Here is a 17,732-nt window from a genome sequence, read left to right on the forward strand (position 1 = left end):
TCAGCCTGCCTTCTCTGACGGCTGAAGCCTGAAAGCTGATTGCTTTATTTCAATTCATTCACTCCTCATCGTATCAACGGGATTGAGCAGCGCCGCTTTGACGGCCTGATATCCAACTGATATCAGTGCAATCAACAAAATAGTGCAGCCCGCCAGCATAAGGATTCCGGCCCCGATCTCGGTACGGTAGGCGAAGTTTTGCAGCCAGTTGTTCATTACATACCATGCAACCGGCACGCCGATGAGGAAGCCCAGTCCCACAAGTTTCAGAAAGTCATATGAGAATAAAGTCAGGATTCCTGTTATGGATGCACCCAGCACCTTTCGGATTCCAACCTCTCTTGATCGCTGCTCTACCATGAAAGAGGCCAGGCCAAACAGTCCCAGGCACGCAATAACAATAGCCAGTATAGAAAAGGCTGTGAACAGAGTGCCAATCTGCATTTCGCTGCGGTAGAGCCGATCAAACTGCTGATCCACAAATTGATATTCAAAGGGAATCTGTGGAAAGAGTTCAGTCCAGGTCTCTCCAATTTCCTGTAGGGTACCTGCTATGTCGGATGTGCTAAGGCTGATGAAGAGCCGGTTAAACCCGTCCTGCGGGAAGATGAGCAGCGGTTCAATTTCTGTGCTCATAGAGTTGAAGTGAAAATCCTCCACAATCCCAATCACCGGACCGATTCGGCCGTTTACGGTAAGCCGGCGGCCGATGGCTTCTTCCGGGGTCAGTCCGATTCTGGCTACAGCCGTTTCATTCATAATGAATGAATATTCCGGATTTTCATTGCGGTTGGTGCTCTGAAAATCATTTTCTGTCAGTGTTCTGCCCGCCGCGATTTTCATGTCGAACAGTTCCGGGTAACCCGGCATGGCTTTTAGGCCTCGTATCCCAAAATTTGGATCCAGTTCCAACCCCTCTACCATGAGGCTGTAGCCCGATCCTATCTCAACCGGAGAGTGCGATCCCATCGTCAGACCTTCTATTCCCGGAATGCGGTTCATTTCCGTTTCGAGCAGCTCAAAGCGGTTCTCCACATCGTTATAGGAGGTAAGAGAAAGAATCCTGTCTTTATTAAAACCGAGCTCCTTCTGCTGAATGAATTGAATCTGGCTGTGAACAATCAGGCTGCCCACAATCAGAAAAACCGATACGCTAAATTGAAATACGACCAATACTTTCCGGAAAGCAGCACTTCCTGCCTTCTGCTTCCCTCCCGACAACACCCTTGCAGGATTGAATGATGAAAGTACCAGGGCCGGATAACTGCCCGCAAAAAGTGCAACCAATACACCTATACCCAGGAGAATCATAAAGAGGCTCCCTCCTGAAATCCCCGCCTCAAGCGGTCTTTTGATAAGGGATGAGAACCATGGCAAACTTAACTCAGCGAGAAACATAGCCAGAATAAGAGCGGCTAAACTGAGAAATGCCGCTTCGCCATAAAACTGTTTCATAATCGCTCGTCTGTCGGAGCCCATTACTTTACGAATACCCACCTCTCTCGATCGCTGTGCCGATCGGGCCGTTGATAGGTTCATGTAGTTGATGCATGCAATCAGCAGTATCAGCAGTGCTGTAAAACCTGCTGCCATCACATAGCGTATATCACCCTGAGGCTGGATTTCATGTTCTACCTGTGAGTAGAGGTGTATATCCGTAACCGGCTGTAAACCAAGCTCCGCCACAAAACTCCCTGATGCGTATTGTTCCAGAATTTCTGCAACCTTCGACTGAACCACCTGAAGATTCGCGTCTTGATGAAGCTTCACGTAGGTGTAGAATTGGGCACCCCTCAGCTGCGTATCGCTCAGCTCACCCCAGTTTCTTCTGGACTCAAGAGAAGTAAATACGTCAAACCGAAAGTGGCTGTTTTGTGGAATGTCTTTCATCACACCCGTCACTTCCAGGTCTCTTGCATTGTCGAGCGTAATGGTTTTGCCAACAGGGTTCTCCGTTCCGAAATATTTAGCAGCCGTGCTCTTGCTCAACACAACCGTGTAGGGCCTTACCAAAGCCGTGGCAGGATCACCTTGAAGCAATTCAAAGTCGAAAATTGAAAAAACAGACGAATCTGCAAAGGCAAAACTGTTCTCTTCAAAAACACGATCTTCATATCCCAATACGACCGACCTGAAAGAGCTATAATCATAAATCCTGGTGGCGGCTTCCACCTCCGATATTGACTGTTGAAACAGCGGAGACACGATAGACGGCGTAAGTGCTATGGCGTCCCCGCTTTCCATTTTAACGGTTATCCGGTAGAGGCGATCGGCATCATCGTGATATCTGTCGTACGACAGCTCAAACGAAATATAGCGAAAAATGAGCACGCATACTGCAATACCAACCGCCAGGCCAAATATGTTAATGGCTGAGTAGCCCGGATTTTTCTTCACATTCCGAAAAGCGATTTTGATGTAGTTTTTGAGCATGGCTCTGTACTTTGTTAGTGGTCATTTGTTGGTTGTGGCAGGCAGCAACTGACAACCGGCTACGCACAACGATCTATATCATTCACTCCTCAAGCTCTGTACCGGGTTCATCATTGCTGCCTTGACCGATTGCCAGCTGATGGTGAACCATGCGATTAACAGCGCAATGATCCCGGCAAATAAAAAGGCACTGACCGGGATGGAATCGCGATATGCAAAATTTTCCAGCCAGCGGTTCATACCGTACCAGGCCAGCGGAACCGAAATGGCCACGGATATCAATACCAGCAGCGTGAAACGTTTCGAAAGCAGCAATACAATTCCGGAGGTGCCCGCACCCAGCACCTTGCGGATTCCGATCTCCTTTCTGCGCTCCTGCGCGGTAAAGGAGGCCAGCCCGAACAGGCCCAATCCTGCAATCAAAACTGCCAGACCCGAGAAAAAGCCAAAGAGGGTGCCAAGCCGCGACTCGGCTTCGTACTGCTCATTAAAGCTCTCTTCCACAAAAAAATAGGTGAAGGGGAAGCCGGGTCTCAGAACCGACCACTGCTCTTCCAGAAAGGCGAGGGCTTCCTCTCTTTGGTTATCACGCACTTTTACCGCCACGCTGTTGATGCGCTGATCCGGGATCAGGAACACAATGGGTGCGATGGACTGGTGAAGGGACTCGAAATGAAAATCCCTGGTCACACCGATTACCCTACCGCGCCGGCCTCCGTAATGAAACTCTTTATCGACGGCCTCTTCGGGAGAGGACCATCCGATCGTTTGAACTGCCGACTCATTCAGGATGAAAGACTGTGTTGAATCGCTCGCCAGATCTCTGTCAAAATCGCGACCCGATACCAGGTCAATTCCAAATGTTTGCATAAAATCATGACTTACATGGATATCGGCAATCCTGGAATTGATCTGCCGCAGCTCACCATCCACTTCGGCGGTGGTTCCCTGTGAATCGAGCAGACGGCCGGATGGCACCCGGCTCGACATGGATACGTTCAGTATCCCGGGGTGGCTCAAAAGCCTTTCCCTGATGTTTTCATAACCGGATCTGATCTGTTCATTGGCCGGCAGCACCGCAATGTGGTCCTTGTCAAACCCAAGATCTTTACTTCTCATAAAATCAAGCTGATTATAAACGATGATCATGCTTGCTATCAGGGTAATGGAAATGGAAAACTGGGCTATGACCAGTGCTGACCGAAACCGTTCGTGCGATTTACCCGCCCTGAAGGTTCCCTTGAGAACAGATGACGGCTGAAAACCGGAAAGGAACAGTGCAGGGTAACTTCCGGCAGCCAACCCCACAAGAAGGATCAATGCCAGCGGCGCAATCAGGTGTGTGATATCCGAGAAAAACCGAAACTCCAGCTCCTTGTCGATGAATTCATTCACAAACGGAAGAGAGGCCTCAACCATCAGGATGGCCAGAAACAGCGAAATAACGGTTATCAGCACCGATTCACCCATAAACTGACGTATCAGAGAGCCGCGATCGGCTCCGATTACTTTTCTGAGCCCTACCTCTGTTGCACGTCTTGCCGACCGGGCCGTGCTCAGTTTCATAAAATTGATACACGCGATTACCAGAATGAAGAGTGCAATTGCCGAGTACACATAGATGTATTCAATGCGGCTGTTGGCCTCTATTTCGGAGTCGAGGTTTGAGTGAAGATGGATATCGGTAAGACGCTGCAGAATCAGCATGGTACCTGCAGATGCGGGCACATCCTGGTTCGCCGAACCCAGGTTTCGGTCTATAAATCCGGGTATTTGATCCTGCAGACGGCTGAAATCATCCGAACTGCCCAATCGCAGATAGGTTGCAAAATTGTTGCTTCCAAAATTTTGCATCATCGCTTCCATGCCGCCATAAAACTGGATCACCGGAACCATTGAGCCGAGAAAATCGAACTGAAAATGGGAGTTTTCCGGCACGTCCTGCACCACCCCGGTCACCTGCATCGGCAGTGTTACTCCCTGGAACTGAAACTCAAGGGTTTTGCCCAGTGCGTTTTCACTCCCAAAGTACTTGATCGCCATACTGCGGGTCAGCACAAGCGCATCCGGATTCTGCAGAGCCGTTTCAGGGTCCCCCTGAATCATATTCCAGGAAAACATGCCGAACACCTCCGGATCCGCAAAGAAAAATCGGTCCTCTACAAACGATCTCTCATCATACCTTAGCAGCGGGCTCACCTGAAAAAAACGAACCATCTCTTCAATAATGCCGGGGAATTCATCCTCCAGCATCGGACCAAAGGGCGGGGCAGCATGGCCCAGATGCAAACTGGTTTCACCGTTCTGATTGAACCAGGCCCGTGATACGCGCACAATCCGTTCCGAGTCGTCGTGATATTTATCGTAACTCAATTCAAACTGGATATAGAGCAGAATCAGAATGCTGACCGCCAGCCCCACCGCCAGCCCGACAATATTGATCGCCGAATACCCCGGATTCCTCCGGATATTGCGTAAGGCGATTTTGATGTAGTTTGTAAGCATTTTGTTAGTTGTTGGTTGTTGGTTGTTGATCGAGGCCAGCTGCAACCAACAACTGACCACATACAACTATCCGGTCTATTCACTCCTCAAGCTTTCCGTAGGGTTGATCAGTGTTGCCCGGATGGACTGATAACCCACAGTTAACCAGGCAATTACCAATGCTGAGGCACCGGCCAGCAGAAACAGCCCGATATCCGGTTCAATCCGATACGCAAAATTTTGAAGCCAGTTACTCATTACAAACCAGGCAACAGGGGCTGCAATGATAAAAGCAGACAGGACCAGCCTGGTAAATTCTTTATTTATCAGAAGTACAATGCTTTGTGAGCTTGCCCCCAAAACTTTTCGAACTCCAATCTCTTTGGATCTGCGCACCACCATCAGTGATGCGAGCCCGAACAGTCCAAGACAGGCTATAATAATTGCAAGTGCGGAACCAAAAAGTACAATTTGGCTTAGGCGTTCTTCCTGACGGTACTGATTGTCTACGGATTGATCCACAAAGGTGTAATTGAATGGTGCACCAACGGAGGCTGATGCCCAGCTCGCTTCGATACGATCCATGAGGGCAGGCAGGTTTTGGGAGTTAAAGCGGACCGAAATCCTTGGGGTTGGCGACGTGCTGAAACCGATATTCTCAATACCGCTAAAAAGGATATCAGGGTTGATGGTTAATGCCAGCGGATCAACTTCCATATGAAGCGATTCATAATGAAAGTTTTGAACCACACCAATCACCTCGTGTTCTTCAAAGTCAGGCCCCGGCAGCCGCTGTCCAATCGGATTTTCCCAACCGTAATCCTCTACAAGAGCTTCATTTACGAGAATCGCTCTTCTTTCATCAGATGGGTTATTGACTGAGAAATCTCTTCCTGATATAAGGCTGATCCCATACGTTTCAACAAAATCATGATCCACTATGTTGAAATCAAAAAAACGTTTGCGGTCATTTTGGTCTCTGTAATCAGAGGATATCCATCCACCCGATTGTACCGGGGTAAAAGAAGATATACTGATAGACGTAATGTCAGGATAACCGGCCAGCTCAGATTCCAGCCTTTCTTTCAATCTTTCGGCATCACTGATCGTTTGGGATAAGGGTACTCCCGGGCCTGCATTCAGATCCGTTGACAAGACCACCACCTGGTCTTTGTTGTACCCGAGATCGGCCGAACGCATGTATTCAAGCTGTTGGGTAATAATCAGCGTACCCGCAATCAGAGCGATAGAGAGTGAAAACTGAAATATAACCATGGTCTGCCGAAACAGGTTTTTATCACCCGATAAACTCAACCGGCCTTTGAGAACGTCAACGGGTTTAAATCCGGATATCATGAGTGCGGGATAGATCCCTGCAATAAAGCTGATTAATATCGCGCCGATACCAAACAGAATGAGAATATTGCCGGACAATAGCTCAAGCTGAAGGCCGGTTCCCGACAAGCTGTTAAATCGCGGTAAAAGAAGCTCTGCAAGAAGAACACCTCCACATAGTGCAATCATCGTCATTAAGAGCGCTTCTCCCCAAAACTGAAGCATCAGATGTTGCCTGACTGCACCTATCGTTTTGCGAATACCTACTTCTCTTGCCCTTGATGCAGAGCGGCTGATGGCAAGCGTCATAAAATTAACACAGGCAATAAGGAGCACCAGCAACGCAATTGCTGCAAGAATATAGGAATACACGGGATCGCTCACCTCTGCAATGCCTGCCGGTATTTCTGTGTTGAGGCGTATATCCGTAATGGGCTGCAAACCTACCGTATAGGTTAGGTCACCCTCATTGAAGTCATCACCATACCTGCTACCCAGCTCGGTAACCATCATGGTCTCCATCTTCTCATTTATCTCCTCCATTCGGCTGTTTTCACGCAGCAATACATACGTCTCCGTGGACACACTGAACCAGTTCGTTAGTGAATTCTGACTGAAAACTTTTGAACTGTTTGAAAAAGGAATGAGGATTCCAAACTGTATACTCGAATTAAGTGGAGGGTTTTTGATGATCGCAGCGACGGTAAATTCATCAAACGTATCTCCGAACTGAATGTGCAAAGTCTGCATGAGGGGATCTTCCTCGCCAAAAAACTGTTTTGCAATCTGCTCGGTGATTACAACCGTTGCGGGATTATCCCGGGTTTGACTCGCAACACCTCGTATCACTTCAAAGTCAAACATGTCAAAAAAGTCAGGATCCACAATGGATATAGCTTCCGACACGGCTTCGGTTTGATCAGGATGCTTAACAAGATTAGAAAAAGTTGTAAACCGGCTAATCTGTTCAACCTCGGGAATATTGTTTTCAAGGGCAGATGCCAGGATTAGCGGCGTAACAGAATTAAAGTAAATTTCATCATTTCCATAATCTTCATGCACCCAGGCACGGTACAGGCGGTCTGAATCGGCGTGAAACTCATCATAGCTCCACTCATTATGGACATACAGCCCGATCAGCAGGCAGCAGGCTATGCCAACCGCCAGACCGAAAATGTTGATAAAGGAGTAGACCTTGTTCTTGAACAGGTTCCGGAAGGCAATTTTGAGGTAGTTTTTAATCATCTTTTTGTTGTCACTTTTTAGTAGTCAGTGGTTTGTTGTGGCCGGTTGCATCTAACAACCGACAATGGACTACTATCCATATCATTCACTTCTCAGACTCTGTACCGGGTTTACGGTTGCAGCACGAATCGCATGCCAGCCGACCATTAGCATTGTGCAAAGCAGGGCATAACCACCGGCGATAAGAAAAATTCCGGGGTCCAAATCCGTTCGAAATGCAAACTGCCGCAGCCAGTACTGCAATACGTACCATGCAACGGGTGTTGCCACAGCAACGGATATGAGTATCAGCTTTGCAAAATCCTTAGACAGCAGTATTAATATCCCCTGAACACTCGCACCCATCACTTTGCGAATGCCAATTTCCTTTCTCCGCTGGATAGAGGAAATGCCTGCCAATCCAAACAGCCCCAGACATGCAATAAAAATGGCAAAAACGGAACTGTAGCGTATGATTTTACCCCAGCGTTCTTCAGCCCGGTACAATTCATCCATATCCTGATCCAGAAAACTGTATGTAAACGGTATGTCGCTATGGATGGATGACCATGCCGATTCAATTTTCGAAATGGAACTCTGCACCTGATCGGGTGCAATCCGGATCATCATATTCAGAATCGGATCTCTGGGATTCATGTACATCATGGCCGGTTCAATATCCGCCGCCAGCGACTGATAGTTAAAATCCTCAACCACACCGATTATGACCGGGTTGTTCATCCAGCCCCAATCGATCGGAAATGTCTCACCTACAGCCGCTTGATCCATTCCGTGCCTGCTCAAAAAGGTTTCATTCACGATGATGCTCTGTGTGGAGTCTGAAGCAAGAAGCGGATTGAAATCCCGCCCCGCAATAAGATTCATTTCCAGGGTTTCGATGAACCGGGGATCCACACGAAAGACGGCAGTTTGCATCAGCTCACCGTTATAGTTGTACCCCCTCCTCCATAAGCCCGTAGCAAAGGAAACGTTGGCTCCCGTTATTTCCACGATATCCTCTTCGCCACCAAGAATGTCTCTGTACAGGCTCAGGGTTCTCTCCCCGTCCTGGCCGTTTAATGGAACCACCACGACCTGTTCACCGGAGAACCCAAGATTTTTATTCTGCATAAAATCCAGCTGTTTTCCCATTCCCAGGGTGGCGGCAACCAGGAAAACTGATATGCTAAACTGTACCATGATCAGGGACCGGGTTAGTGCGTTATTTCCGCTAAAATTCAGTCTCTCGTTCAGTGACTCAATAGGTTTGAACCCCGACAATAGAAGCGCCGGATAGCTTCCCGCAACAAGGCCGGTAACAACAAAGAGGGCTATGAGGCCTGATACGATCCATCGGCTTTCAATCATTGAACCGAGTGACAGACTTTTCCCGGAAAGCTCATTAAATACCGGCAGGGCAAACTCCGTAAATAAAAAGCCGATGGCCATAGCCATGGCTGCCACTATGAAGGTCTCTGCCCAGAACTGGAACATAATCTGACCTCTTTCTGCCCCTGATACTTTTCTGATCCCCACTTCCCTGGCTCTTTTTGCCGATCGACCAATTGAAAGAATCATGAAATTGAAACATGCAATCAACAGTACGGCCAGCGCAATACCTCCCAAAATATAAGAGTAAGAAGGATTGCCGGGCTGCGACAGCCCTCCCGGCACCCCTGTATTCAAGTGAATATCCTCCATAGGCTGAAAACGATAGACAAGAGCAGGGCCGTCTCCCTTGTATATTCCATCTTCCCTCATTTCATCAAACATGGACCCCATATGCGTATTCATGAATTGAGGCATTTTGGCCTGTACAAGATTCACATCGGTCCCGTCATTCAATTTAACGTACAGAAGATTCCGGGTAGCATCCCACCGGTTTTCAACCCGGGCATAATCTTCATAACGACTCAGCACATCCTGAATGGGTAGCAGGATATTGAATGAAATGGTAGAGTTGCCCGGCAATGCCTTGGCTACCCCGGTCACTTCAAATTCACTGAATTCCCCGTTTAACCTCAGGCTGAGAGTTTCACCCAATGGGTTTCTGTTCCCGAATATCTGATCTGCTGCATCCTCAGACAGAACGATCGATCCAGGGTTTGTGAGCGCCGTAGCGGGGTCGCCCAGTTTAAGCGGAAAACTGAAAAGGTCGAAAAATGACGGATCGGTAAAAAGTACACCATCCTTCTCCAGAGCCGCGGCATCCTTCCGGATAATCAGATTTCCAAATGGTATGAGCCGAACAGTCTCTTCAACCTCCGGAATATCACGTTTCAGCGCCTCTGCAGTTGGCATGGGCATGTAAACATCGGTGTCATACATATCTTCCTCCATCAGAGGCTGACGGTATAGCCGATACAGATTCTCCCCGTTTTCGTGAAAACGATCATACGTCAGTTCATCATTCACAAACAGAATAACAAGCACTGAAAATGCAAGACCGAGCGAGAGACCAACAATATTGATAAACGAATAGACCTTGTTCTTGAACAGGTTCCGGAAGGCAATTTTGAGGTAGTTTTTAATCATTTTGTTGTCACTTTTTAGTAGTCAGTTGTTTGTTGTGGCCGGTTGCAACCAAGAACTGACCACCTGCAACTTACCGGCATACTAAACGCTCTACCATACCATCAATTCAACAATCATACCAAAACATAAAAACGGCCCTGAGCACAATACGAAGGGGTGTTTACGGGGCGTGTGTTCAGTTTTAATACAACCGGTGTACGGATGCGTACATCCATTGGATTCAGTTCAGTGATAATAAACACAAATAAAAAAGGCCTCCCGAAGGAGGCCTTTATTACCAAGGAAATTGAAATTATATCGGGTTTAGTTATTCCCTGAGAATGACTCCCAGTCGATCTCACCCTGCGGACGGCCAATCTGTGTAGCTACGCGTCCGCCGTCGATGGAGGTATCGATATCGCCAAGACGATCGTACCGCCTCATGTCGATCCACCGGTGGCCTTCACCCCAAAGAGAGTATCGCCTCTCTTCAAGAATCTGGTCAATAATGGCATTCTGGTCCGTGCTTGCAAAATCGGGCAGTCCCCAGGCGCTGCGGATAATATTAATCGCGTCAACCGCATCAGCCAGGTCCGATCCCTGATTGCGCTGAGCAAGAGCTTCAGCATAAATCAGGATCAGCTCTTCATTTCTGATAAACGGCATACTGCTGGTTGCAGAATTATAGACGTCGATCTGGTAATCTGCGCTCAGCGCCGGAATATCCGGGGTGGTTGCCGCACTTGACCTGAGTGCAAACTTGTCGAGCCGCCCGTCACCGGCTTCCGCATCAGCTATAAGCGCGGGGTTCGGTACAATCAACAGGTTCTGATTTGCATCCGGTATGAAGAAATACGGATTGAACTGGTCGTTCCCTCCTGCAAAAGTGTGCTCGGGTCCGGCATTGAGTTCAGCTTCGCCCTGGCCCGGAGCCAGATTCAGGAATGAATCATCAAGGGCGTCAAGGGCTCCCTGCCAGTCTTCCGCATAGATGGCCAGCCTGGCAGCGATGGCACGGTTCACCTCCAGCATGCTTGCAGGAGTATCAAATCCGTCGAATCCGTCCGTAAGGTCAAAATTGAACTCCGTTCCCGCCGATTGCAGCTGTGTAGCCGCCTCATCCGCAATCGCACGTATTTCGGCAAGAGCGTTGTCGTAGTTCAGGAATCCACCCGGATTGAGTGGCTCAGCAAAAGTAACGTCCACTCGTATACCGTTCTGATACTGGTGCATCAGCGGCATCTGGAACTGATAGGCCTTTATTGTGTTCGCAAACCCGTAATACCCGTTCTTTTGGGTATCCGTAACGTTTTCTGAATTCTGAACCGATTCAATCAGCAGGTTTGATTGCCGGATAGCACCATATGGTGCTTCGTATCCGCTTGCATCCACAAAGAAGTTGCTGTTGTCTTCCGCATCAATACTTCGACTCGGTAATTGTAGCCAGTCGATGGCAAACGTCGGGTCGGATGTATTGATGTAATAGAGCTCACGGCTGATTGTGCCGGTTAACGACCACCAGTCGCTGGTGCCGTTGTTATAGTTTCTGTGCACCGACTCCAGGCCGGATACCAGATTTTGCAGTTCTCCGGCGGTTGCGTTATTCAAAACGCCTGCCGTACTCGGGCTGTTCGGATCAATTACAGGGTCAACCTCTAACAAATCGCATGAGGCTGCGATCGCAATCAAACCGGACAGGATCGTCAGTTTTATAATTATTGAATATTTCATAGTCATACTCTTATGGGATTAAAGGTCAACTTTAATGCTAAACAGAATTTTTCGCGACGTGGGATACGGGGTGATATCCACGCGTTGGTTGAGCGGGTCCCTCCCAGTTGCATTCACTTCAGGATCATAACCCGTATAGTCGGTGATCATCAGCAGGTTGGTTCCCGTTACGCCCAGGCGTACTCCCCTGAGTGTATTACCGGCAATCCTCTGGAGGGTCGGCGTGGGCACATTGTAAAAGAGAGAAGCCTCGCGAAGCTTGATGTAAGACGAATCCTCGAGATACGATAGCGTACCCCCTTCCCTTTCCACAACATTGTTGTTTTCATCAAAAAAGTCGGGCGAGTTGCCTCCGATATCGGTGAGCAGCTGAGACAGATTGATACCCTCTGACCCTTCTGCCCAATGAACCAAAAAGCCTGCGGTGAAATTGCCCAGAAAGTTGAAGTCATTGGAAAATGACATCTGGAAATCGGGCTGAAGGTCACCGATGATTTCACGTTCTGCCTGACCCGGTACAAATCCGTAAATGCCGGTCGGTGAAACGCCCTCTTCAAGGCGAGTCGCGCCAAATGCGGGTGACGCATAAAACGTATTGGTTTGAGCCGGAATAATCAGGTCAGTTATCTCGGTTTCATTAGTCCACCAAAGCACGGATGTATTCCATGTAAAGGTGTTGCTTCGGAACGGTATGGCCGACAGGCCGATCTCCATTCCGATATTTTCCATTTCAGCTGCATTGGTGGTAATCTGATTCACGCCGGTAGCCGGAGATGGTACGAGAGGCAGAATCAGGTCTTCAATAGCCTTATTGTAACGGGTGAATTCAAACCCAATGCGGCCATCAAACAGAGCCAGGTCAAACCCATACTCGATCTCTTTTGCCCGTTCAGGTTTCAGATCGGGGTCCACGTCCGTGCCCGGTGCCACCGCACCGCCCGTATCGCCGATATTGGTACCGTTCAGGCTTGAAAAGATGGCGCCGAAATTGGGCAGCCCGCCGGTCTCGCCATAGGCAACTCTCAGCTTGAACTGGTTAAACGCTTCCGCGGTCCAGAAATCGAAGTTGGTCAGGTTAGCCGCAAGCGATGCCTTGGGATAAAAATAGTACTCGCTTTCGTTCAGGTTGAGTGTCGATTTGTCCCATCGCCCGCCAAATGTGGCAATCAGCTTGTCGGAGAAGTTGATCTCTTCCTGTGCAAACAGTCCGAAATCCGTAATCTCCGTAAAGTTCTGGCTGGCAGATACCTGCGCCGCGTTACCCACATTGGTCTGTCCCGGCAGCAGGCCCTGTCCGCGGATCCTGTCCAGGTTGATGGATTGATCGAACCGGGTGGCACCGACCTGAGTTGAAAAGTCGAACCGCCCGAAATCCGTTTCGAGACCGGTATTGACCAGAAGTACAGCCTGAAGGTTTGTATTGAGTACTTCCTGCGTGGTATGAATTACATCACCGGGGAAGTTGGCAGCCGTTCGCTGAAACTGCATAAATTCCGGAAAGTAAATGATGGAGTTCGCATTGGTATAATCAAAACCGCCGTTGGCCGTGAAGCTGACCAGCGTGGAACCCTGCTGATACAGATCGGCAGTAAGATTCACCGACTGCAAATAGCGGTTCACCTTCTGATCATTGGTAGCGACTTCAATCAACCGCAATGGATTTTCTCCGAAGTAAGGAGAGTCATTATAGCTGCCGTCTTCATTTTGCCTGATTATATCGAAAGCATAATTGGGATGAAACGCCAGTGAATATCCGATCGAACCGCCGGTATTATTCTGATTACCGGTAAAGCCGCGCTCACTGTCGGTTCGAATAAAATTGGACGTGCTGCTGACCCGTATACTTTCAGTAATATTATGATCAATATTGGCACGGATGGAGTTTCTGTCAAAACCGGTGTTCTCAATAATTCCATCTTCGACATTGAAAGCACCTGATACAAAGAACCGGGTTTTTTCATTACCACCCGAAACATCAATCTGAGTATTGTTGATCAGTCCGTTGTTGCCATATATGTAATCTTCAAGATCAACCACATTCCCGGCCGCCTGTGCGTCACTGAGACGCTGTTTTTCAAGAGCTGCACGGGTTGGATTGGCTGCATAGTAGATGTCGATGCGCTCATCCGTCCATTCAGTGCGGCCCAGCAGATTTAATGCAGAGTTGAAACCCACATCCTGCTGAAAGCTGACGCTGGTGCGTCCGGCACGGCCCTGTTTGGTGCGGATAATCACTACACCCGCATTGGCGCGCTGACCATAAATAGCCGCTGCTGATGGCCCCTTCAGCACTTCAATACTTTCAATATCATCCGGATTGATGTCTGCAAGGCGGTTGGCGGTATCATCCTGTGTATTCCCGCCCGCACCGCTTACACTCGACCGGCCCGTTGTAAGGAATTCGTTGTTTACATACACACCGTCGATAATGTACAGCGGCTGTGATCCTCCGGCACCCAGGGTGGCCACACCCCTCAGCTGAACATTAAAACCGCCGCCCGGTGCCCCGCTGTATGAGTTGATCTCCACGCCGGGAATCTTACCCCGAAGTGCATTATCAATCGTTTGCGGGTCGTTGTTTTGTGCAATCTGCTCAGCCGTTATGGAGGAGACGGAATTGGCCAGGTTCGATCGCTTTACCGTACTTGCAAGTCCAGTTACCACGAGCTCCTCCAGGTTGGCAACATCCTGACTCATCTCCACATCCAGCGTTACAGTCTCTCCGTCGGAACCGGACACGTCAAGGTTTCGGGTTACGTAGCCTACAAAGGAGAAACGGAGTGTAGCAGTACCTGCCGGAAGTTCCACGGAGTATTCTCCGTCAACATTGGTAGTTGTTCCTGCGTTGGTTGCCGGATCAAATATCGATACCCCAACAAGGGACTCTCCGGTCGCGGCGTCTGTTACCGTACCGGATACGGTAAACTGTGCTGCAGCAATCTGAGCGCTGAATATCAGCACCGCAAAGGCAGACAGTAATTTTAAATAATAGCGTTTTTTCATAGCGTAGTAGTTAGGATTGTGATTAGGTGTGAACTGAAGGTTATCTCAATATGCCATGCAGGCATTGAGACTCTTTTCATAAATGATCCTGTGAAAGCGTGCTATCATGTGTTCTGATAAGCGGATCATATACGGAGACGTTTTGCATGTTACTGTTCCCGGATAGGATTGATCGGGAATACAATATACCGGCGATATTAAAATCTCCTCAGAGTACCGGATTTACATTCAATACAGGAGGGTGCATCAAAGCACCTATCCCGGGTAGCGAGCTTTGAAAACCCGGCTGCGTGAACCGGATCTTCAATATCAATCAAATAGGACATATTAAGTTATGCCTATTAACTAACAAAATTATTCACACCCAAACAACAGGATAGAACTGTGTTTTAGAACTTTAGGTGCATAATCTGATAAAATAGAGACAAAAATCTCCATTTTTACAATCTGATCATTCATTTCGTAATGTGTTCGCGGGGTTCATAAGTGCCGATTTTACGGCTTGCCAGCCTACGGTTAGCAGTGAAAGCATAATTGCTAATGAACCCGCCACCAGAAAAATACCCGGACCAATTTCAATTCTGTATGCAAAATCAGTCAACCAGATATTCATAACGTATAATGTTATTGGTATGGCAAGTATTAATCCGAAAATGACCGGTTTGAGAAAATCTGCTGTAAGAAGCTTCACAATATTTGCCACTGATGCCCCCAGTATTTTCCGTATGCCAATTTCTTTTGATCGGCGTTCAGCTGAAAAAGCTGCCAGTCCAAATAATCCCAGACAAGCAATGATGATCGCGAGTGAAGTAAATATTTTGAATATACCCGCCAACCTGTCTTCAGCTCTATATAGTGTGTCAAATTGATCATCTACAAATGTATATGTAAATGGTGTGCCGGGACCCATAATGGACCATACTTCCTCTATAAATGACATGTTTTCTCTTAGATTCTCAGTATTCAACCTTACCAGCACATAATTTACCGAATAGTTACCCGGATATATTAACAGCGGGGCAAGACGTTCCTTTAATGAACCGTAATGAAAGTCCTGCACTACGCCGGCAACCCGAAATTCGGGACTGAAGCCTTCAAATGTTTTACCTAACGGTTCATCCCAACCCCACTCCTTTACGGCCGCTTCGTTCACCAATACTGGTATATAGCCCTCCGAAATGGAGTCCTCTGCCATACCCGCTCCAGAATCAAACAAATCAAACCCGCTGACCACAGGTACTTCAAGTGTATTCAGAAAGTCTTCTCCCACTGAAATAACATTTACATTTATTGACTCTTCAAAGCCTTCCGGTTTCAGTGAAAGGTCGTGTTCGGAGGTTGCCGGTAATGATGGATTCAGATATGTAGCCGATTCTATACCGGCTTTATTCAGCAATGCATCTTTAAAAGCGGAATAATTCTGCCTGAATTCGACACCCGGACCCGTTGATATGGATACTAAAACATCATCACTGATACCAAGTCTTTTGTCCCTTAAGTAATCCATTTGACTCATCACGGTGAATGTACTTGCAAGCAGAATGATTGATACCGAGAACTGAAATACAATCAGCGTATTTCTCAGCATGGATTTGCTTTTTCCGGAGTCTGCCTCCTTAAAAATCTGTTCGGGCTTTAACCTTGAAGAAACCAATGCCGGATAAAATCCTGCAAGTATCCCGACAAGTAAAACAATCAAAACCACCATACCTGTGAATTGAATGCTGAACGGATCAAATGTGAGTGGTTTGTTGATCAAACTGTTAAACAATGGAAGCAAAGTTTCAATCCACAGGAAAGAAAGGATAATCGCCAGGAGTATATAGACCGCCGATTCGCTCAAAAATTGCTTTATCAGGACGAACTTGTCTGCACCCAATGTTTTTCTAACCCCTACCTCCTTAGCTCTATCAAAGCTTTTAGCTGTAGCAAGATTTATATAATTGATACTTGCCACCAGCAGGATGATGAATGCAATACTCCCGAATATGTACAAGTATCTGACGTCGCTGTTGGGTTCTATTTCACGTTCAAAGTCGGAATAAAGATGAATGTCAGTAGCCGGTTGAAAATTGTAGCTAAGTATGGGTCCGGCTCTTTCACCCTGATGCCGTACAACAAAGGCGTTCATTTTATCGCTTAGTTCCTCCGGATTCACACCCTGCTGAAGCAAAACATAGGTATAGCTTCCAACGTGTCGCCAGCTTTCAAAATTTGTATCCGAATCTGGAGTTTTCGCCCTTAATGTTTCGAATGATGTAAGAAAGTTTACGGATAGATGAGAATTGTGAGGAGTATTTTCCATTACACCCGTTACTTCATAATCATCAGCACCCCAGGATCCGCGAATAACCAGATTTTCACCCATCGGATCCTCCTCACCAAAGTATTTTTTAGCCATCTCTTCTGTAATGACAACCGTAAACGGCCTGTTTAATGCAGTTTCCTTATTCCCATTTAGAAAATTGAAACTGAAAACTTCAAATATGGTGGGATCTGAAAAGAAAAACTTTTGCTCATAAAATTTTGCGTTTCCCTTGGCGACCATAACCTCCGGAAACCGTTTACTCAGCCTGACGCTTGCTTCCACCTCGGGAAGTTCCTGAACCATGGTGGGTCCGAGAAGATTGGATGTAGCAAGCGTTTGCATGCTGCGATCCTCTGATTGAAACTCTCTGTAAACCCTAAATATTCGATCTGAATGATCATGGTATCGATCGTAGCTCAGCTCATCCTGCACATACAGTAGAATCAGTATACAGCTCGCTATCCCAACAGAGAGTCCAAGGATATTTATAACCGAATAAGCACGATTCCTTAACAGATTTCTGAATGCAAGTTTGAGATGGTTTTTCAGCATAACTTTGATCTTCGTATAAATGGCCCTTATTGAGCATCATTCTATGATGATTTACATGTTGACTGTTTCAGTTCCTTAACAATGAACCCTTAAGCATTAAACAGTTAACACTTTGATTCTATAAGGTCAATAAGCATGCCAAAGTCGG

The 17,732-nt window shown here is 47.5% G+C and carries 7 protein-coding genes; all 7 read right to left on the reverse strand.

The window, feature by feature from the left end; genetic code table 11:
- Positions 1–54 precede the first annotated feature (54 nt).
- The 7 genes from DDZ15_RS02765 to DDZ15_RS02795 all read right to left on the reverse strand — a co-directional run bounded on the left by DDZ15_RS02765 (position 55) and on the right by DDZ15_RS02795 (position 17,584).
- Complete coding sequence (locus tag DDZ15_RS02765; RefSeq protein WP_109644598.1) at positions 55–2,433, reverse strand: ABC transporter permease; 2,379 nt, start codon at positions 2,431–2,433, stop codon at positions 55–57.
- Between the two features lie 78 nt (positions 2,434–2,511).
- The gene (locus DDZ15_RS02770) at positions 2,512–4,938 is read right to left on the reverse strand and encodes an ABC transporter permease (protein ID WP_109644600.1); all 2,427 of its coding nucleotides are present in this window, start codon (positions 4,936–4,938) and stop codon (positions 2,512–2,514) included.
- A gap of 75 nt (positions 4,939–5,013) precedes the next feature.
- On the reverse strand, positions 5,014–7,497 hold the full coding sequence (locus DDZ15_RS02775; protein WP_109644603.1) for an ABC transporter permease: 2,484 nt from the start codon (positions 7,495–7,497) through the stop codon (positions 5,014–5,016).
- Between the two features lie 81 nt (positions 7,498–7,578).
- The gene (locus DDZ15_RS02780; RefSeq protein WP_109644605.1) at positions 7,579–10,011 is read right to left on the reverse strand and encodes an ABC transporter permease; all 2,433 of its coding nucleotides are present in this window, start codon (positions 10,009–10,011) and stop codon (positions 7,579–7,581) included.
- Positions 10,012–10,314: 303 nt separating this feature from the next.
- Positions 10,315–11,721 (reverse strand): RagB/SusD family nutrient uptake outer membrane protein, encoded by a 1,407-nt coding sequence (locus DDZ15_RS02785; RefSeq protein WP_158278605.1) that lies wholly within the window; start codon positions 11,719–11,721, stop codon positions 10,315–10,317.
- Positions 11,722–11,739: 18 nt separating this feature from the next.
- A complete protein-coding gene (locus DDZ15_RS02790; RefSeq protein ID WP_109644609.1) occupies positions 11,740–14,724 on the reverse strand; it encodes a SusC/RagA family TonB-linked outer membrane protein in 2,985 nt (994 codons plus the stop codon).
- A gap of 451 nt (positions 14,725–15,175) precedes the next feature.
- Positions 15,176–17,584 carry an ABC transporter permease gene (locus DDZ15_RS02795; RefSeq protein WP_109644611.1) on the reverse strand — a complete coding sequence of 803 codons (2,409 nt, stop codon included), beginning with the start codon at positions 17,582–17,584 and terminating at the stop codon, positions 15,176–15,178.
- Positions 17,585–17,732 lie beyond the last annotated feature (148 nt).

Source organism: Rhodohalobacter mucosus, from assembly GCF_003150675.1.
Lineage (GTDB): Bacteria > Bacteroidota > Rhodothermia > Balneolales > Balneolaceae > Rhodohalobacter > Rhodohalobacter mucosus.

Excerpts from the sequence above, each read along its gene's own strand:
- DDZ15_RS02795 (WP_109644611.1), bottom strand. The coding sequence starts at position 17,584 with ATGCTGAAAAACCATCTCAAACTTGCATTCAGAAATCTGTTAAGGAAT.
- DDZ15_RS02765 (WP_109644598.1), bottom strand. The coding sequence starts at position 2,433 with ATGCTCAAAAACTACATCAAAATCGCTTTTCGGAATGTGAAGAAAAAT.
- DDZ15_RS02775 (WP_109644603.1), bottom strand. The coding sequence starts at position 7,497 with ATGATTAAAAACTACCTCAAAATTGCCTTCCGGAACCTGTTCAAGAAC.
- DDZ15_RS02785 (WP_158278605.1), bottom strand. The coding sequence starts at position 11,721 with ATGAAATATTCAATAATTATAAAACTGACGATCCTGTCCGGTTTGATT.
- DDZ15_RS02770 (WP_109644600.1), bottom strand. The coding sequence starts at position 4,938 with ATGCTTACAAACTACATCAAAATCGCCTTACGCAATATCCGGAGGAAT.
- DDZ15_RS02780 (WP_109644605.1), bottom strand. The coding sequence starts at position 10,011 with ATGATTAAAAACTACCTCAAAATTGCCTTCCGGAACCTGTTCAAGAAC.
- DDZ15_RS02790 (WP_109644609.1), bottom strand. The coding sequence starts at position 14,724 with ATGAAAAAACGCTATTATTTAAAATTACTGTCTGCCTTTGCGGTGCTG.